At 41.1% G+C, this 18,969-nt stretch carries 13 protein-coding genes and 2 pseudogenes; 6 read left to right on the top strand and 9 right to left on the bottom strand.

Annotation, left to right across the window (positions count from 1 at the left end; translation table 11 throughout):
- Positions 1–52: 52 nt before the first annotated feature.
- Positions 53–472, bottom strand: a complete 420-nt coding sequence (locus HMPREF0659_RS07200; protein ID WP_013265611.1) for a nucleoside 2-deoxyribosyltransferase — start codon at positions 470–472, stop codon at positions 53–55.
- 1,516 nt (positions 473–1,988) lie between these two features.
- Between HMPREF0659_RS07200 and HMPREF0659_RS07195 the strand changes: the two genes are divergently transcribed.
- From HMPREF0659_RS07195 to HMPREF0659_RS07185, 3 genes are all read left to right on the top strand, one after another.
- On the top strand, positions 1,989–4,373 hold the full coding sequence (locus HMPREF0659_RS07195; RefSeq protein WP_044046017.1) for a TonB-dependent receptor: 2,385 nt from the start codon (positions 1,989–1,991) through the stop codon (positions 4,371–4,373).
- A 386-nt stretch (positions 4,374–4,759) separates the two neighbouring features.
- Entirely contained in the window at positions 4,760–5,386 is a 627-nt protein-coding gene (pnuC, locus tag HMPREF0659_RS07190) for a nicotinamide riboside transporter PnuC (RefSeq protein ID WP_044046016.1), read from the top strand.
- A gap of 303 nt (positions 5,387–5,689) precedes the next feature.
- Complete coding sequence (locus tag HMPREF0659_RS07185; RefSeq protein WP_013265161.1) at positions 5,690–6,439, top strand: thiamine diphosphokinase; 750 nt, start codon at positions 5,690–5,692, stop codon at positions 6,437–6,439.
- Between the two features lie 143 nt (positions 6,440–6,582).
- Here the strand turns inward: HMPREF0659_RS07185 and HMPREF0659_RS07180 are convergent, their stop codons facing one another.
- From HMPREF0659_RS07180 to HMPREF0659_RS07170, 4 genes are all read right to left on the bottom strand, one after another.
- Positions 6,583–7,467, bottom strand: coding sequence for a SusF/SusE family outer membrane protein (locus HMPREF0659_RS07180; protein WP_013265728.1), 885 nt, complete (start codon positions 7,465–7,467; stop codon positions 6,583–6,585).
- Positions 7,468–8,405: 938 nt separating this feature from the next.
- Positions 8,406–8,459 (bottom strand): hypothetical protein, encoded by a 54-nt coding sequence (locus HMPREF0659_RS13035; RefSeq protein WP_394330203.1) that lies wholly within the window; start codon positions 8,457–8,459, stop codon positions 8,406–8,408.
- A gap of 221 nt (positions 8,460–8,680) precedes the next feature.
- Positions 8,681–9,160, bottom strand: a complete 480-nt coding sequence (locus HMPREF0659_RS07175) for an ankyrin repeat domain-containing protein (RefSeq protein ID WP_013265612.1) — start codon at positions 9,158–9,160, stop codon at positions 8,681–8,683.
- A gap of 12 nt (positions 9,161–9,172) precedes the next feature.
- Entirely contained in the window at positions 9,173–9,358 is a 186-nt protein-coding gene (locus HMPREF0659_RS07170; protein WP_044046015.1) for a GH-E family nuclease, read from the bottom strand.
- A gap of 143 nt (positions 9,359–9,501) precedes the next feature.
- On the opposite strand from HMPREF0659_RS07170, the pseudogene HMPREF0659_RS07165 reads away from it, so the two are divergent.
- Positions 9,502–9,705, top strand: a pseudogene (locus HMPREF0659_RS07165) (IS4 family transposase); the annotation flags it as partial.
- Between the two features lie 1,814 nt (positions 9,706–11,519).
- Here HMPREF0659_RS07165 and HMPREF0659_RS07155 read toward each other — a convergent pair.
- A pseudogene (locus tag HMPREF0659_RS07155) lies at positions 11,520–11,837 on the bottom strand (IS1380 family transposase); the annotation flags it as partial.
- Positions 11,838–12,139: 302 nt separating this feature from the next.
- On the opposite strand from HMPREF0659_RS07155, the gene HMPREF0659_RS07150 reads away from it, so the two are divergent.
- The gene (locus tag HMPREF0659_RS07150; RefSeq protein ID WP_013265035.1) at positions 12,140–12,928 is read left to right on the top strand and encodes a carboxymuconolactone decarboxylase family protein; all 789 of its coding nucleotides are present in this window, start codon (positions 12,140–12,142) and stop codon (positions 12,926–12,928) included.
- A gap of 23 nt (positions 12,929–12,951) precedes the next feature.
- Positions 12,952–14,118 carry an iron-containing alcohol dehydrogenase gene (locus HMPREF0659_RS07145; RefSeq protein ID WP_044046013.1) on the top strand — a complete coding sequence of 389 codons (1,167 nt, stop codon included), beginning with the start codon at positions 12,952–12,954 and terminating at the stop codon, positions 14,116–14,118.
- A 528-nt stretch (positions 14,119–14,646) separates the two neighbouring features.
- Here HMPREF0659_RS07145 and HMPREF0659_RS07140 read toward each other — a convergent pair.
- The 3 genes from HMPREF0659_RS07140 to dnaA all read right to left on the bottom strand — a co-directional run bounded on the left by HMPREF0659_RS07140 (position 14,647) and on the right by dnaA (position 18,771).
- Complete coding sequence (locus HMPREF0659_RS07140) at positions 14,647–16,251, bottom strand: Na+/H+ antiporter (protein ID WP_174254487.1); 1,605 nt, start codon at positions 16,249–16,251, stop codon at positions 14,647–14,649.
- A gap of 168 nt (positions 16,252–16,419) precedes the next feature.
- Positions 16,420–16,560 carry a hypothetical protein gene (locus HMPREF0659_RS12810; RefSeq protein ID WP_013265718.1) on the bottom strand — a complete coding sequence of 47 codons (141 nt, stop codon included), beginning with the start codon at positions 16,558–16,560 and terminating at the stop codon, positions 16,420–16,422.
- Between the two features lie 804 nt (positions 16,561–17,364).
- Entirely contained in the window at positions 17,365–18,771 is a 1,407-nt protein-coding gene (gene dnaA, locus HMPREF0659_RS07135; RefSeq protein ID WP_013265222.1) for a chromosomal replication initiator protein DnaA, read from the bottom strand.
- Between the last annotated feature and the right edge of the window lie 198 nt (positions 18,772–18,969).

Raw genomic sequence — 18,969 nt, 5'->3', positions numbered from 1 at the left:
GATGAGAGCATACTGTCAACCTCGAATATCGTTTTTTCTCTATTAAATCGCCCTACTTATTTCCTAAGATTATATCCAAAACGGGATATATCTCTGCTTCCTTCTCATAAGGATAAACCTTAAAATAGGCATTGCCATTCAGCATTGCGGAGATATTGGCTTTACTCTTGTCATAGAAGATATGGACAGGGATATTACGAGCCTCAGCGTATGCTAATTCATAACCGACGCCATGAGAAGGGTTCGTACATTCTGCTATCAGCACATCGGATGACCTAAGCCACTCTGTATCACGCTCATATATATGTACATCATCCTCTTTCGTACGTGTCGTTACGCTCAAACTTCCTAATCCGATATGCTCCGTAAGTACTGTATCAGTCCTGTTGATATAGTCTATCATCCGCTTATACACAGCCGCATCCTCCCTACCGCCACGGATAGAACCTGCAAAATAAACCTTCTTCTCCATAAAACAATGCTTTCGTTGATAAAACATACTTGAGTAATACTCGCCCACAAAGATAACACTTTATAGTGAAAAACAGATGACTTAGATAGACAATAACCTCTTTTACTATCCTCCTAACGATACAAAAAGGCTATCTATTTGCAAGCTATAAAAGGCGGAGTGTTTAGTGAAAAATATTTACATCAAATCCTGTAAAACACCTAAAACAAAGGTAGAAAACACGTATAAGGCGCAAGCCTACAACAGTCAGAAATTCAATCAGTTACAAAGGCAAGACAAAAAGGTGCTTAATTGGACTCCAAAAGGGCGTTAGTAAGGGGCTTAAAGGGCATCTTTTGCAAACTAAAAGGGCATTAATTGAAAGGTAATTAATGCCTTTTTGATTTTCAATATTAGGATTATATTTACAATACAGAAGGACGGAAGAAGACAGAAGGACAAAAAGAGACAGAATGACAAAAAGAGACAGAATGACAGAATGACAAAAAATGACAAAATGAACAAAAAAGGACAGAAGAAGACAGAATGACAAAAGGGACAAAAGAGACAGAATGACAAAAAAGACAGAATAATAAAAAACGGAAGGACAGAAGGGGAAGGGCAGAAGGAGATTTATTATGTATACATGATTTTATTATAATTGAGAATTAATTGTAATATCGAGATTTATTCTAATTATGCAACAAGTTGTTGCACGATTGACCTTAATAGTAATGTTAGCTATGAAATCATGAAATCTATGGTTTTAGACACTTCTAATCTTCTTTCCTTTTTGCGTATTTCAATTTTGCTGTCACTGCTATCACTTAAAAGCACAAGATAAATCGTTGGTTTTCATGGGGGTTACTTAAAATGTTAAAAGTGACAGCAAATCAAAACTAAACTTATATTGTGAGAAGTGTAATAGTTTCTTCCATAAGAGAATATTTATAGGTCAACAGTAGTTTGGTGAGATAAGGTTTACCTCTTGAGTTTAGAGTTTTAAAGAAATGTCACACAGAGGCACGGAGTAAATGGAGAATTATTAAGACAAAGCGACGGTAGGCACGGAGACACCGTCGGTGCATGGAGCGACAGAGCTTGTTTGCCAATCATATTAGACACATTCTGTTCAGAATATTTATCCCAAAAGGTATGAGGAATCTGTACGCTATATCTCCGTCGCTCTTTGTGCCACTGGCACCTCCATGATATTGCCATTAGCTCTGTCAACTCTGTGGCTCTGTGTACTTTATATGTAAGAGTTTTGATTTATTCCTCAATATTTCTGCTGAGCTAATTTTACCACTCCACGTATAGAAAGACACGAATATAAACACGCGCATCCGATATTTATACAGATTACTTTTGGCAGTTTGATAAGAAAGTATTACTTTTGCATCGGTTTTCAGAATGGAAACTAAGGGGTGCTTGCCTGTTTGGGCTTGCTGAGATTATACCCATTGACCTGATACGGATAATGCCGGCGTAGGAAGATACCCCCTTATACTTTTTTCTTAAATCATCAACCTGGGATATGAAAAGAATTATCCTATTTACTGCTGCACTGACGTGCGTGGCAGCTATAAAGGCGCAAACAGTGACGGACACACTGAAACAACAACATCTTGATGAGGTCGTTGTGGCAGGTGTACGTGCGCCAAAGAGTGCACCATACGCTGTTTCTAATATCAAAAAAACGGAACTTGAGACGTTCTCAAAGAGTGGACGTGAACTGCCTTTCCTCCTCTCACAGACACCGGGCGTATTGGCTTGGGGCGAAAATGGACTTGGAACGGGTACGGCAGCGATGCGCATTCGTGGTGCTGCGGGCAGTAGAATCAACATCACCTTAGACGGTGTTGCACTCAATTCGCCTGAGGACCAGACGGTCTTTTGGGCAAACATGAACTCTTACGCATCGCTGATGAATAGTGTACAAATACAGCGTGGTATCGGTACTTCAACCAATGGCGACGGTGCCTTCGGTGGTTCGGTGTCGTTGGCAACGAGCGCACCAAGTAGAAAACCAAGCGTAGAGGTGAGTGGTTCATACGGTTCATACAATACGTATAACGCTGGTTTGAAGTTCTCTACGGGTCTGTTGTTCAATCATCTTGTCTTCGATGGAGCTTATCATGAGACCGCAACAGACGGATATGTCAACGGAACGAGTGGACGTTCGGGTTCTTACTATGGTGGACTAACATGGTTGGGCGATAACTTCCGCATCAGCTATAAGAACATCGGCAACTTTGAAAAGACTGGACAGGCATGGAATGGTGTCGTTACGGGTAGTAATGACTTGAGTTTGATGGATGGTACCTACGGTGCTAAGACAGGTATCATGACCTATAAAGATATGTATGACAGAGGTTTGGGCAAGTTCAACCAACTCTATGAATACCTGCAGACCGATGCTAACGGAGCCTTCGTAAAGGATGGGAATGGCAACTACCAGACAGCACGTTACACGATGCGTGACGGCTCATTCTGGAACAAGACGACAGATAATTTCTATCAGAATCATAACCTCTTATCGTTTGCTTTCCACCCTTCCAATCATTGGAGTCACAACGTAACCCTGCATTACACCTACGGTTACGGCTATTACAGCGAATTTAAGCATAACACAAAGTTTGCGAAGTTCGGTTTGGCATTCACCGATAGCAATGGTAAGTTTATCAAGAAGTCTGATTTCGTACGCCTGAAAGGTTTGTCACAGCACACCTACGGCATTGTTTACACCAGCAATTACAAGGACGAGAACTGGGACGTAACGGGCGGACTGAATCTGCAGCAGTTCCGTGGCAGTCACTTCGGCTACCTTACTTATATAAAGAATGAGGAGGCAGATGCGAAATATCGCGCTGGTGGCAATGATTATAAGTATTATGACTCTAAGGCACATAAGTATGATTACAGTGGATTCTTCAAGGCAAAATACAACTTTGCAGACTATTGGAACGTATTTATGGACCTGCAGATCCGTCATGTAGAATATATGACCGATGGTCAGAACGACCGCTTCTATAAGGTCGGAAGTGGCTATCAGAACCAGCTCTTAGACATCAGCGAGCGTTATGACTTCGTTAATCCGAAAGCGGGAATCAGCTATTATCGTGGCGGTCACAAGGCTTACGCATCTATTGCGCATGCCAGTCGTGAGCCAGAACGTAATAACTTCACCAACAACGGTAGTTATCCTGCACCATCACCAGAGCGTATGGTGGATATCGAAATGGGCTATCAATACAATGGTCGCAACTGGAGAGCAGGGGTGAACCTCTATTATATGGACTATAACAACCAGTTTGTACAGACTGGTGCACAGAGTGATATCGGTGCGAATCTGACTACAAACATCAAGGACAGCTATCGTATGGGTGCTGAGTTGGAGGCAGGCTGGAGCCCACTGTCATGGTTGACCGTTGAGGGTAACGCTGCTTTGAGTCGTAATATCATCAAGGACTTTGACGAGATGGCAAGCGTAGACTGGGAGTCTTCGTTCCGTAAGATTCATTACAACCACTCTACTTTGGCATTCTCACCATCAGCTATCCTCAATGGTATGCTCAATCTCCATTACAAAGGCTTTGAGGCTGTATGGCATACAAACTTCGTCAGTCGTCAGTATCTCGACAATACCGAGAACATGACACGTTCGTTGCCATGCTATTCACAGACGAATGTCACCCTCAGCTATACCCTTCGTCCTACCAAGCACATTGCAGGTTTGAAGGAAGCTGTCTTCGGTGTGAACCTCAACAATATCTTCAATCGCCATTATGCAGCCAGCGGATGGGTGTACAGCACAATCCTCGACAACAACAGTCATCCTAATGAGAACCGTTACACACAGATTGGTTTTATCCCAATGGCAGGGTTTAATGTGATGGGAAGTGTTGCGGTGAAGTTTTAAATAGAACAAGACCTAACAACTGGCCCCTCCCCCTTCCCCTCCCCCGAAGGGAGGGGCGTGAAATGTATTGTATGCTTGTAGATTGCTTGTAAAAAGAGTCAATACTCAAGCAGAACAACTTGTTTACACGTAAACTTATCCACTTGTAAACTCATGTTAATCACAAGGGGTATGCTTGTAGATTGCTTGTAAAAAGACTCAACACTCAAGCAGGACAACTTGTTTACACGTAAACTTATCCACTTGTAATCTCATGTAGGGGTATCACGCATTCTACGCCCCTCCCTTCGGGGGAGGGGAAGGGGGAGGGGCCGGTTGGTTGGCCGGCCAGTTGGTGGGTGGATTGCTGATTGTTTGTTGTTGGTCGCTTTTCTTTCATATTCATCATGACATTAGACATGCTGGGCTGCATCGTCGGCCTAATTTACATCTATCAAGAATACAAAGCGAGTATATGGCTTTGGTTGACGGGGATTATTATGCCTGTCATCTATATGTTTGTCTATTACGAGGCAGGACTGTATGCGGACTTTGGAATGCAGATATACTATACCTTAGCAGCCATCTATGGCTTCTTATATTGGAAGTTCGGAAGGAAGAAAGGGGCGGAGGAGATTCCTATCACACACTATCCTCGTCGGTTGATACTCCCCTCATTGCTTACCTTCCTCCTTCTCTGGGCTGCACTTTATATCATCCTCATAAAGTTCACAAACTCTACCGTACCAGTATTAGATAGCTTCGGCAATGCACTCAGCTTCATCGGACTGTGGGCGTTAGCAAAGAAATACATCGAACAGTGGTGGATATGGATTGTTGTCGACATCGAATTAGCAGGACTTTATGTATATAAAGAGATTCCTTTCACCGCAGGACTCTATGCTTTCTATGCTGTTATTGCAGTGGCAGGGTATTTTAAGTGGAGGAGGAGCCTCCCCCAACCCCTCCGAAAGGAGGGGAGTGCAAATAGGGAAGGACCTCCCCTAACCCCTCCAAAGGAGGGGGATGCCTAACGGAAGAAAAGTTCCTTTAGAGTTCTCCAAAATATATTCATAGGTTGAAGAAGAAGTTATCGAAAGGAATGATACCATATAAAGTATCTCGAAGAGAGAAAGAATAAAATAAGGTTATTGCAATAAATTAAACGAAAACAAAGTATCTCGAAAGAGAGAAAGAATAAAATAAGGTTATTGCAATAAATTAAACGAAAACAAAGTATCTCGAAGAGAGAAAGAACAAAATAGATTATTGCAATAAATAAAACGAATACAAAGTATCTCGAAAGAGAGAAAAAATAAAATAGAACTGCAAAGCAAATGATTATCAATAATAAAGAGAATAATAATGACGGACACCAACACATTCCCAACGAACACCCCGTTAGGCTTTCCCCTCCTTTGGAGGGGTTAGGGGAGGTCTTCGGGGGAGGTTTTAGTACCGTCATCCTTGCTGCTGGCGACTTCCCAACCCACGCCCTACCCCTTCACATCCTACGTACTGCAGAAAATCTGATTGTATGTGATGGTGCTTTGGAGGATTTATTGGAATATGATATAGAGCCAACAGCAGTGGTGGGCGATGGCGACTCACTCTCTGAAGAGCTGAAACAACGCTATGCACACATCTATCATCCGATTTCAGAGCAGGAGTTTAACGACCTTACGAAGGCTACCCTCTTTGCTCGTTCACATCTAAAGATGGATGCATCTACCCATACTCGCCCTCGCTTCTGCTACCTCGGAGCGACGGGGAAGCGTGAAGATCATACTTTGGGCAACATCTCTCTCATGCTCTATTACTATCGTCAGTTGGCTATCGACCCAGTGATGGTAACCGACTATGGTTATTTTGTTGCAGCATCAGGTACAACTCGTTTTGATTCTTTCCCCGGACAGCAAGTCAGTATCTTCAATGCAACCTGCAAAGAACTAAGCAGCAACGGACTCAAATGGGACGTCTATCCATTCAGCGAGCTATGGCAGGGAACACTGAACGAAGCCTTATCGAATGAATTTACAATCCAAGCGGACGGTGATTACATAATTTACCGTACGCATAAAATATAACAAACCTTTTCTACAAATCAAAATGCCATATCTTCATCTCCGTAGGGAGATGTCGATATGGCTTTATTTATAACCGAATGTAAGAAGTTTTACTATACAAAGGGGCTTATTCTCTCACCCCAACTATTGTAAGAAACAAGGTTTTATTTCACTACAACCTTCACAGACTTACCACCCTGACGCTTTACATAAACACCAGCAACAGGCTTCTCAACCTTCACACCGCTCAATGTGTAGTAAACTGCAGGTGCATTGTTTGCTGTCTCTACAGTGCTAATCGCTGTTGGATCAACCTTAGTAAATGACACTGTCATCGCAGCAACATCAACGGTAACATCGTATGTAGCCTCCTCTGTGAAGTTCCATTTGTTATCATCACCACCAAAGACAATCTTACCCTCGTCTGACAAGTCGCGCAAATAGAACATCTGATCGAAGCCAGCATAAACATTCGTACCGAACTTCAACTCACCAGCCTTCAACTCGGTTCGTGCTGAGAACTTTGCAGGATTAGTTGCATCTGCCTTCATAATCGTTCCTTCACCGATACTCCAACCGCCCTTTGTAGCACTACCAATCATCCATAAAGCAGTGTGCTTCAATGCTGTTGCCTGATAAGCAGCCTTGGTAACAACCACTTTTTTCGTAGCCAAATTACAAACAATATCATAGTTGGCAGACTCAGAAACAAAGAACTTACCATCGGTAGGCTCATCTTCGCTGCTAACCAATGGAGCCTCAACACCCGACTGTAAGGTAACAGAACTCGCTCCAGCACGATACTCCAAGTTACCCCAACCAAGCTCCGTCAAAAACTTAAACTCCTTGTTTGCATCTAAATGAACAGTTGCCTTGAAGACATCAGCGTTCTCATCAGGCTTCTGCATAACGGTAGATTGACTAAGATTCCAACCACCCCATGTAGCGTCACCGACAATTACTAAGCGGTCAGCAGCTTTTGCAGACAATGCGCCAACAACGAATAAAGCGCAACATAAAATAGATTTTGTAAATGTTTTTAATCCCATAAACTTATATATTAAAAGGTTATTAAAATCTGCTTTATTTCGTAATAAAACTCGAAGTCCTTTCTCTTATCAACAAAGATTTAGGTTTCTTATCTTTCCTTTTCAACTACAATATTACGAAGAAAAAGCGAAACTAAAAGCGAATACAAACTTCCTACGGATATAATATAAATCAATATAAGTCTTTCAATAACCTTTTAAACATCAAAAGAAATCATAATAAGCTATATATCAGATACATAACAACTAATAAAAAGACAACGAAAAAGTACTGCTTTATAGAAAAATATAAAGCAAAAAATAACATTATAAAATAAAAAGGAGAATTAATTTAACCCAAATCTGGCATTAGAGCCTAAACAAATTGTGACATGATGACCAAATTGGAATTATTAAGTAAGTTCCTTCAGTAATTTGGAATAATAAGGCTTGTTATTAAGTTTAGTATTTCAATAAATGTCAAGCAGAGAACATAGAGAATTATTAAAAACAAAGTAATAGAAAACACGGAGATACCGTTGCAGCATGAAGTAACGGAAAATATTTACGAGTTTGATTAGAGATTTCAAACTCAAAGCATTTATCCCAAAACTTATCAGTAAACTTATGTTTCATCTCTGTATATCTTTGCCCATCGCCATCTCCGTTATATTGCATTTAGCTCAACTTACTTTTATTTTCATTTGCTGTCATTTTAACATTTGCATAGAGTTCATTGTAAATCAACAAGTTAAACACCCACAAATGATGACAGCAGTGACAGGAAAGTTTGTTTTAAAGTGCCGAACTACAAATATAGCAACTTTGTTTGACATATCGTTATTTTATGTTTACAAATATTTTGTCACTTATACCTGAAAAAGCAGAAACAAAAGAAGCCCGATGGCAGATGTGCCACCTGCCCACGATGGGACAGATGGCACATCAGGACATCTAATTCAATTCTTACATCGGTAGCGTTGTTTACCTGTACTACTTTTACCTCTCCTGATAATATTGTTTGAATGGCAATGCGGACATTGAAACTCAACTCTTAATCTGGAGCGTAAAGTGCGAAGCGTTCTTGTAAGATTATTTTTTCTTTGTTTTGGTTACAAATATGGTAAAAGGCAGAGAGTCTTTTCCTGCCTTTATGCCTAATCTTTAATAATCTTTTGAAAATCAGGTGATTGTTTTGACCTGTACCGTTTTGGCTCATTATCCACTATCATCGTTATGTATGAGATATATTATTTTTTAAAGTTAATATTTCAATAAGTGTAGTATCAGCAAGTTCAATTGCAAAATCTAAAGGTGACATATTGTTACCATTCTTATTATTAATATCTCCGTTATTATCAACATATAACTGAACAATTTGGTAATTTTCATTGAATACAGCAGTCCACAAAGGATTATTTCCGTATTTATCTTTTACATTTACATCTCCTCCATTTTGCAAAATCAATGCGGCTATAGATTTATCATCATATTCTGCACAATAGTGTAATGGAGTTTTCCCATTAATATCTTGATGATCCAAATTAATACCCTGTTTTATTAAATATTCTGATATTTTTTGCACCCCACATGTTATAGATTCTTCTAATAAATTTTGATGGTAAGCATTAATTACATTTATATCTATCAAGCTTAGTTTAGAAGTAAACTCCTCATAGTTACCACTTCTAATAATTTGAAATAAATCATTCATAACTTCTAATATTTATTTTTGTTCATATTTATGGTTTCTATTAGAACAAGGAGCTTCAGGTCTATAATCATCAGGATTTCTAACTTCTTTCAAAAATTTTTCTTTTGATATTTTCCCAGCCATATAGTCTTTGTGTATTTTTTTATATTCTCTTCCTGATTTATGACCCATATCCCATTTTTTTTGCTTCCATCCCAAATAAGCTCTTCTCCTGTATTAGGATCATAAACTAAAGTTTCCCACCCTAATAAATAGATAGAAAAATAACAGTTTGTCGAATTTTCTTTGTAAATTAGTAATCGCTAAAGAACTGATTTTAAAGACAAGACAACAAAACTATTATGGAAGTAAAAATAGAGAAAATAAGTGAGTTATCCAAACTTTTGAGTGTTAAAACTCGAATGAGTGATGATTTATTTCATCTTTTTGGCAAGTTTGGCATCGGTCACCTGTTATCTCGCCTGTCATTGGAGAAACAGGACGGGGTTTCGGCTTCGGAGTTGATCCTTTCTCTTTGCCTCTTCCGCATTGTGGGTGAAAGTATGGTCTTCCGTTAAATGTGTGGACGCTTTTCGTTTTGCTTTAATGGAAGAACCGAAGTTACTCTTTAAACAAAAACATAGCTAAGACAGTCAACATTCTATGCTATTATCATCCTCTTTCATTGGAAACCTTTTCATTTTAAGACTTCGAAAATTGACAGATAAGGGTTTGAAAAATCATTACATAATTTCGAGTAAAATATCTATAAAGGAAGGCAAAAATATATATTAGAATCAAGTTTGCAATCAACAGAGAATCAATTAGTTACAAAGTGGTAAAATAAAAGGTGCTTAATTGGACTTCAAAAGGGCGTTAGTAAGACCTCAAAAGGGCACCTATTGCAAGTCAATTGGGCGTCTTTAAGAAGCCAAAAGAGCATGTTTTGGTTTTGAGCTGAATGAAAATAGTTTACAAATATCAACTAACAATGGAATAAGTTGTTTGTAGAAGACAGATAGGCATTGCGCCTAATTACATTTATCATGTAGTTTTTGCCTCGTTCTAAAACCATCTAATAGGGGCTAATCATACCATGTATGTGGATTAACCTCATTCTATTAACAGTCTACGCATTTAACGGAAGAACCTTTTTTTACATCTGATTTATTGAGTCCTAAACGAATGTCTGACATCGGAAATTTAGACAATGTAGGTGCAATAGAACAAGAGTAAAACCCTAAAATGGAGCCACAAAATAATGTACACATTACAAGGGATGAAAGTAAAAAACGTGTGTTATTTGTTTTCATATATGATTTCTTTTGTTTCATAGTGTCGACTATATATTTTTTCTAATTTTACTATTCGATTATTTTTATCATAAGTAAATACACATGTATATGAAATAATGACGTCAGACATATTGGGCTTGTAAGTATAACTATATTGGGTAATAAGACTATCCTTGACTATAATGTTAATACTAAATACATAGTCAACACTGGCATCAAGATACGTGTAATACTTATTGATATCTTGTATAGAAATCTTTTTTCGCTCCCCTATAGGCTTTGTAAACGATAAGATTTCGCTTGGGTCATAACTTGACAAAATATCAGCAATAATACACGCATCTTTATATATGACCTCGGGATATTTTAGAATTATTCCATAATCAATCAGGCTATAAGATTGATCTAAAAATATCTTTTGATATTTGATATCATCTGCGGACAATTTAACCAATCTACCTCGTTTATTATACACCCCGATTTTTTTTTCGTTTAGAAATAAACTTCTCTCTACCTTACAACCATTGCTTAAAATTTTTACAACAGTTTGTGATTTCAATTCTAAACTATTTAGAATTGAAATCACAGAAAGTATCAATATAGCACAAAATCTCATTACTAATATTTTATTTAGTTTCTTTCCAAAAAATAATTCTTCCGTATACAGCTGTTGATTTTAATCTTGTTTTTCCAGCATTCATATTACGTTTTTTCTCCACAACCAAGATTCATTGGAATCCCCAAAACAGAACGTTGTACGCAGTACAAGGGATGAAAGCAAAAAGATTTTTTCATGTCAATAAAGGTTTAATAATTATTCGCCGTAAAGGTACATTTATTTTTTGTATCTTTATTAAAAGCGATAAATAATTTTACTCAGTTTCCATTGTCTTTTTCTTGATAGCATTGATAACATCCCTCAATTCCGCAGCATTATTCCTTGTGAGGTACTTTTATATATTGAAGTGACATTTTTGGGGTTTATCCATTGATATGGGGATTTTCTGGGGTTCTTGGTTCTTGCATAGACATGAAATCCCCCACCCAAACCAATGGGGAATATGATAACCACAAAGAAATACTGTTTATTCAAGGAAGACTTCAGAGTAGTAGGTTTTATTTGTATATAGGTTCAGAACGTTCTGCCTTCCAGTGCGCACCCATTTTGCTGGCACGCTGACAAAATGTAGGATAAAGGCTTTCAGCCTGCTTGTCTTTTTCAATGGCTTGACCTTCTCGCTGATATGACGGATGAGATAGAGATAGAAGTTCTTCAGCATGGCGGTAACCATCATGAAAACCATATTCTCAGCCATAAAGGGAAAGGGCAGATGCGACCATCCGAAGTCATTGTTCTGTATGTCGAAGTTCTTTTCGCTTGCTCCACGTTCATTATAAATACTTCCATAACAGAATGCTTTGCCGCTACTTCCACGTTTGCCCAATACAGATTCGGTAAGTTTTTCAAAGCTCAACTTTGAGAAAACGTCCATAATATGATAAATTCCAGCGATGGAAGTGACATTCTCGTTTTTAATTGCTACCTTTGTCATGTCAGTTTTTTGCTTACTTGTTATGTTTGCAGCACCAAGATAGGTGAAATTTCTGGCATATCTAAGTGTTTTGAGAACTTTGTTTCTCAGGCGCTTGGAGTTCTCACAAAAATTTATGCTGCGGAATTAAGGGAATAATAATTTGGGCTCTCATGGCAACTGCTGTGATGGGCATTCAAGCACAAAAGAATATGGAAAGGAAAGAAATCAAGCAGACCGCAGGACGTGCCACCCTCGGAGAGTTCGCACCAGAATTTGCTCATCTCAACGATGACATTCTTTTCGGTGAAGTGTGGAACCGTCAGGAAGAGATGAGCCTGCATGACCGCTCGCTTACCACAATTCTCTCACTCGTGGCGCAAGGCATCACCGACTCATCGCTCAAATATCACCTGAATACGGCCAAAGCCAATGGCGTGACCCGACAGGAATTTTCGGAGATGATCACTCACGCCGCTTTCTATATAGGCTGGCCTAAGGCATGGGCGGTGTTCAACATGGCCAAGGAGGTGTGGACTTCAGACATACAGACCAAAGAAGAATTTCAGGCAAGTACACCCTATCCCATTGGCGAGCCTAACACGGGTTATGCCAAATACTTCATAGGGCTGAATTATCTCGCTCCGATGGAGGCTGATAAGGGGGGCGTGGTAAATGTAACGTTTGAACCCCGTTGCCACAACAACTGGCACATTCATCACAAATCCGTTCAGGTGCTCATCTGCGTTGCCGGCCGTGGCTGGTATCAGGAGTGGGGCAAGGAGGCTGTGGAGATGAAGCCCGGCACCGTCATCGCCATCCCCGAGGGCGTGAAACACTGGCACGGAGCCGCCAGAGACGGTTGGATGCAGCACCTAACTTACAATACTCACGTTGAGGATAGCTCATCGAACGAATGGTTGGAACCTGTCGGCGACGATGTATACGATACGCTAAAGTAATAACTATAAAATACGGAATAACTATGGTAAACTTTGATTATTGGACTCCTACCCGACTCGTTTTCGGCAAGGATGTAGTGAGAGAAAAATTAGTGGAGACCATGCGGCCTCTGGGTAAGCGCGTGCTGATGACCTACGGTGGCGGCAGCATTAAGAAGATAGGTCTATATGACCTCGTGAAGGACTTGCTGAAGGACTTCGAGATTTTCGAGCTGCCCGGCATCGAACCCAACCCGAAGTACGACCCGAGCGTGCTGGAAGGTGTCAGGATTTGCAAGGAGCAGAAGATTGACGTCATTCTGGCTGTGGGCGGCGGCTCTGTGCTCGACTGCTCGAAAGCGATTGCCGCCGGTGCCTACTACGACGGCGAAGCATGGGATTTGATTTCTTATAAGGTGAAGGCTCAGAAGGCCCTGCCCATCGTGGACATCATCACGCTGGCAGCTACCGGTTCGGAGTATGACTGCGGTGGCGTTATCACCAATACCGCCATCAACGACAAGCGCGGCTACATGGACGCGTTGCTCTATCCCGTGGCTTCGTTCATGGACCCGACATACACCTTCACCGTGCCTGCCAAGCACACTGCAGCTGGTACTGCCGATGCCATCAACCACATGATGGAGCAGTACTTCTGTGCCTCGCCCAACGACATCAGCGACGGTTTCCTGGAGACGCTGATAAAGACGCTGATGAAGTGGGTGTCCGTGGCCATGAAGGAACCCGATAACTATGAGGCCCGCGCCGAACTGATGTATGCCTGCACCTTTGGCTGCAACGGCATCTTAGCGATGGGAACGGGCGGCAGCGGATGGCCCATGCACGCCATCGAGCACGCCCTCTCGGCCTACTATGACATCACGCATGGTGTCGGACTCGCCATCATCACGCCCCGATGGATGAAACATGTGCTCTCAGAGAAAACGATGGAGCGCTTCGTGAAGTTCGGCAAGAACATCTACGGCATCACGGAAGGAACTGATAAAGAGATAGCTGAACAGGTCATCGACCGCACTTATAAGTTCTTCGAATCCATCGACATCCCCATGCACCTCCGCGAGGTGGGCATCGACGAAAGCCGAGTCGGAGAGATGGCTCACCATGTAGCCTCTATCGACCACTTGGAGAACTGTCCCTTCGCACCCCTGTCGGAACAGGACATCGCCGAGATTGTCACCGCATCGCTATAGAGAATTAGTTTTTCGTAGCATTGAATGTAAAGTGCCTCGCCAAGACCGGAGCAGATGGTCAGGCGAGGCACAATATATAATTGTTATAGAAGTCAGAGGGTGATAACGGCTCTGTTTCTCTCCAGCCTTATCTGTACGTTGTCAAATAAAAGTGTACAACTGCAAATGTAGTTATTTATGCTGTAATTTCATTCTTTTATTCTCAGAAATTCTTTTGTTGATTGAATTTTGCTTTATTACCTCAATTCCGCAGCATTATTCCTTGTGCGAAAATTTTATATATTGAAGTGACATTTTGGGGATTTATCCATTGATATGGGGATTTTATGCTTAGAAAAGACCCAAGAAACACCGAAGCACCTCATATCAACATATAGAGCCCCAAAAAGACATCTCAACATATAAAATTTTCGCACAAGGAATAATGCTGCGGAATTAAGGTATATCATTATAGCTACATTTTAATTCCGCCAACGGGTTAAAAAACAACCTCTTCCAAGCTTATTTTCTACATCTATGTCTTGGGTTTTACTCTTTCAATAGGCGTTCTTCTTCTAAGTCGATGCGATGAATATAGTGTCTCACAAGTTCCTCGTCCACTCTTTCGTTTTCGTTGTTAAGCTTGTTCAACCACAATCGTTGCTCTTCAAGTATCTCGCGATAGGTTTTTCTCGCCACCTCATCGTAGAGTGTGGCGCTCCCTTCGCTCTCCAACAGCTCGTTCCAGTGGTTCCCCAGGTTGTTTAACACCGCCGAATGGGTTATGTTTTCTGACATATTGTTGCGCTCCAGAAAGTCAAGACTGGCCTGTGCCATACCTATTCGGATGATGCGTTGGGCTTCTGCGTGGGACATATGGTCGTCGTAATTGGGCAGCTTCACTATCTTGAGCAGCACGGGAAGCGTCAATCCTTGGAATATTAGCGTGAGGGTTATCACCATAAACGTGATGTAGAGCACCAAACTTCGTTCGGGAAAAGCTATTTGCGTGCCTGGAATATACAGCGGAATAGACAAAGCTGCAGCCAGCGAAACCACTCCGCGCATGCCTGTCCAGCCCAAAACCAAGGGTCCGGCATAGCTTTGTTTGCGTGAATCGGCCACCGTTATAAACTTACTCATAAAGCGTGTGATATACACTGCACTGAAAGCCGCACCCATACGGATAACCACTAATGCCATGGTGATGAGCAAACCGTAGGCTGTTGCCATCCAAAGACTCACGCTATCTTCTTTCAAACCGGTCATTATCTCGGGCAAATCCAGTCCGATAAGCAAAAATGCCATACCATTGAGCAAGAAAATAAGGAAGTTCCACACATGCTCGGAACGCAATCTCGACGACGAGCCAATGATTTGTAAGCGGCGATAACTGAAGTAAAGCCCACCACTCACCACGGCCAACACGCCTGATGCCTCTACGGTTTCGGCAGCAATATACATCACATATGGACTAAAAATGGTGAACATCGTGTTGATATTCTCGTCTATGGGCAGCCACTTGTGCAACCACTTGTGCAACTTAATAATCGCATACGACAGCAGCACGCCCACTCCAGCGCCGCCAATCACCATCCATATAAAGGATGCGGTGGCCTGATACCACACAAATTGACCTGTCCCTATGGCTATAAGGGCAAACTTAACGATGATGAGCGAACTGGCATCGTTGAACAAACTCTCGCCTTCCAGAATGGCCGATATACGCCTTGGCACCTTTACAAATTTCATAATGGCGGCTGCCGACACGGCATCGGGGGGCGAAACAATGCCACCCAACAAAAAACCTAAGGCCACCGAGAAACCCGGAATAAAGGTGTTGGCTATAAATCCCACAACAAGGGCCGTGATAAACACCACAATAAAGGCAAACGAACTTATTATCCTGCGCCATCGCCACAGTTCTTTCCACGAGTTGTAATACGCCGCTTCGTACAGTATAGGCGGCAAAAACACAAGGAATATCAAATCGGGATTGATATTGAAACGGGGCATTCCAGGAATGAAACTCATTGCCACACCACCCAATACAAGCATAATGGGATAGGCCACTTTTACGCGCTGACTCACCATAATCAATAAACAAGTGGCTAAAATGAGCGCAATGATCAAGACTAATTGATGTTCTATCATCGTGAAGAAGGGTAGAATTAGTTGATGGTTACTGTGATTTGAGGGGTTAATGTGATAAACTTTCTACTCAAAGTAAGCTGGCTTTACTGGCTTAATCGCCGCTTTTGTTTATCTAAAACGGGGCAAGCACGGTGCTTTGTATCGCCCTTAACCCACACTTTTGTATCTTTAAGACAATTTTTTAGCCAACCAGCCGTCTACCGAGAAGCGTCCTGAACCTGCAAAGAACAGCAGAACAAACACCAACAAGGCGGCTGTACTGCAATTTTGCTGCACGTTGGGTAGCAACATGTTTAATATTTTCTTCATGTTTCTTTTTTGTTATCTATTAATTCCACAACACTATTATAAATTAAACTTTTTAAGTACCTGAGCGACAAAAAGTTGCTCAGGATTTTGCAATGTCAGAATTTCCACTTATCTTAGTGTTGCAAAAAAACAATAGAATCTGACGATAAACATGGCAAAGATACAAATTTAATCTGAGAGACCCACTCCTTTTGGGGGATTATTTTCAATCATGGAGTAATTTGACTCCACATTATCATCTGTAATCGACTCAACCCTCGGTCTATTTTACGAATAGAATAATTGAAATCATAGCTTTTATTGCTCAACAACTCATCATTTTTGTTATAAAATTACGTATAGGCATTTATCTTTTTACAATATTCACGACAGAAATACGCTCGCATAAAACATAGAAAAATATATGTATTTTTTGTTGTCTGTAAAGCTACTCCTTACACTAAATGTAATGATTTTTCACATCCTCGATTTTAAAAGATGCTCTTTTGACTTCGAAAAGACGCCTAATTGGCTTGCAAAAGATGCCCTTTTGAACGCTTACTAACGCCCTTTTGAACTCGAAGCAAGCACCTTTTGAAATGCGCGCGTAAAAGTATTTGATGCTCTGCGAGTTACAAAGACACTATTTTAAGTGCTTTTAGGGACTTTCAATGGGATATTTTTGTTTGTTTTGTAATGATTTTTCAGAGCGAGGGAAAGGTTATTTTCAGAGTGAGGGGAAGGTTATTTTCAGGTGAGGGTTTAAGGTTTAAGTCAATTAAAAAAGCCTGCCACAAGCTTGCGACAGACTTTCAAACTAATACCTTATGCTTTTAACTTAAAAGAGTTTTCAATACTTGCGATTTCAGCATGGAATCCTTTGTCAACTTTCAGTCGGTCTTCAATCTTTGAACAGCTGTGGATTACGGTGCTGTGGTCACGATTACCCACCAACTTTCCGATACGACTTGCAGGCATCTTCGTATATTTCTGTGCCATATACATGCTCACTTGGCGTGCCATCACAATGTCTTTCTTACGAGAACGAGAGTTGACTGCCGACATCGTGACATTATAATGTGTACATACCTTATCCAAGATATCGTCAATTGTCAGCGGTTCGTCGTCAATCTTCACTGCACGTTTGATAACACGCTCAGCCAATCGCATATCAATATTACTATTGTAAACGACGCTGTAAGCGAGCAATGAGTTGATTACACCTTGAAGATCACGTACGCTGCCATTAGCAGTTTCGGCGATGAAGCGCACTACATCCTCTGGAATGTTAAGACCATCACGCTTAATCTTGCTATGGAGAATATCCACACAAAGCTGTACGTTTGGCTTTTCCAACTCTGCGATCAGTCCGCAAGAGAAACGAGTCAGCAGGCGGTCGTTCATACCCTTCAGGTCGACTGGTGGACGGTCGCTCGCTAAGATGATACGTTTTCCATTACGGAAAAGGTGGTTGAAGATGTGGAAGAAGGTGTCCTGCGTCTTTGTTGCAGTAACCCATTCCTGAATATCATCGACAATGAGAATATCAATTGTCTGATAGAAGTTGATAAAATCGTTGGTAGTATTCTGTCGTACAGAATCGGTGTACTGTACTTGGAACAGACGTGCAGACACGTATAACACACGCTTTTGTGGATAAAGCTGCTTTGCTTTTAATCCGATAGCATTCACAAGGTGAGTCTTTCCACAGCCCGATGGTCCATAGATGAACATTGGGTTAAACTGTGTTGTGTTAGGATGTTCTGCGATAGAAAGACCGATAGAGCGTGGTAGTTTGTTGCTGTCGCCTTCAACATAGTTGCTGAATGACTTATGAGGGTCAAGCTGCGAATCGAGGTCCTGTGGCACTGTATCCAGTACGGTTGGGCTCTGATTAGCGCGAGCAGTAGGACGCTGTGACGAGATATCTTCTACGGTGTCCTGCTCTAAGTCTTGTGACAAGTGATTCTCCTGATCAACCATTACACGATACGTCAGTTGTACGCCTTGTCCGAAGACACGCGTCAACACCTTACGTAGCAAGTCTACGTAATGACCTTCCAAATACTCATATACGAATTGGCTTGGGACCTGAACTAACAATGTCTTTGATGCTGGCTTGTACGATTGTAATACAATCGGACGAAACCAGGTGTCAAATTGCTGCTCGGTCACATTCTCCTTTATGAGCTGGAGGCAACTATCCCAAAGATTTTTAGGACTGACGTTCATAATTGGTTATCTATAAATATCTATGTCTTTCTCGAAATAGTGGCTTGCCGACTATCTCTGATTTAATTTCGATAGTGCAAAGATAGCAATTTATTTATAAAGAGAACTATTTGTAAGATAATGTCCTAAAGACGTGAAAGTTTGTAAATCGTTATATCTGTGGAGGTTGCGTCGTCTTTCTTACGAACCACTCATTTT

Source organism: Prevotella melaninogenica ATCC 25845, assembly GCF_000144405.1.
In the GTDB taxonomy this organism is placed as follows: domain Bacteria; phylum Bacteroidota; class Bacteroidia; order Bacteroidales; family Bacteroidaceae; genus Prevotella; species Prevotella melaninogenica.
The sequence above is the reverse complement of the archived record's forward strand: the minus strand, read 5'-3'. Positions and strand labels throughout refer to the sequence as shown.

What these genes read in the sequence shown, in the direction of transcription:
- HMPREF0659_RS07195 (WP_044046017.1), top strand. Translation starts at nt 1,989, where the DNA reads ATGAAAAGAATTATCCTATTTACTGCTGCACTGACGTGCGTGGCAGCT.
- HMPREF0659_RS07150 (WP_013265035.1), top strand. Translation starts at nt 12,140, where the DNA reads ATGGCAACTGCTGTGATGGGCATTCAAGCACAAAAGAATATGGAAAGG.
- HMPREF0659_RS07185 (WP_013265161.1), top strand. Translation starts at nt 5,690, where the DNA reads ATGATTATCAATAATAAAGAGAATAATAATGACGGACACCAACACATT.
- HMPREF0659_RS07180 (WP_013265728.1), bottom strand. Translation starts at nt 7,467, where the DNA reads ATGGGATTAAAAACATTTACAAAATCTATTTTATGTTGCGCTTTATTC.
- HMPREF0659_RS12810 (WP_013265718.1), bottom strand. Translation starts at nt 16,560, where the DNA reads ATGAAGAAAATATTAAACATGTTGCTACCCAACGTGCAGCAAAATTGC.
- dnaA (WP_013265222.1), bottom strand. Translation starts at nt 18,771, where the DNA reads ATGAACGTCAGTCCTAAAAATCTTTGGGATAGTTGCCTCCAGCTCATA.
- pnuC (WP_044046016.1), top strand. Translation starts at nt 4,760, where the DNA reads ATGACATTAGACATGCTGGGCTGCATCGTCGGCCTAATTTACATCTAT.
- HMPREF0659_RS07145 (WP_044046013.1), top strand. Translation starts at nt 12,952, where the DNA reads ATGGTAAACTTTGATTATTGGACTCCTACCCGACTCGTTTTCGGCAAG.
- HMPREF0659_RS07200 (WP_013265611.1), bottom strand. Translation starts at nt 472, where the DNA reads ATGGAGAAGAAGGTTTATTTTGCAGGTTCTATCCGTGGCGGTAGGGAG.
- HMPREF0659_RS07175 (WP_013265612.1), bottom strand. Translation starts at nt 9,160, where the DNA reads ATGAATGATTTATTTCAAATTATTAGAAGTGGTAACTATGAGGAGTTT.
- HMPREF0659_RS07140 (WP_174254487.1), bottom strand. Translation starts at nt 16,251, where the DNA reads ATGATAGAACATCAATTAGTCTTGATCATTGCGCTCATTTTAGCCACT.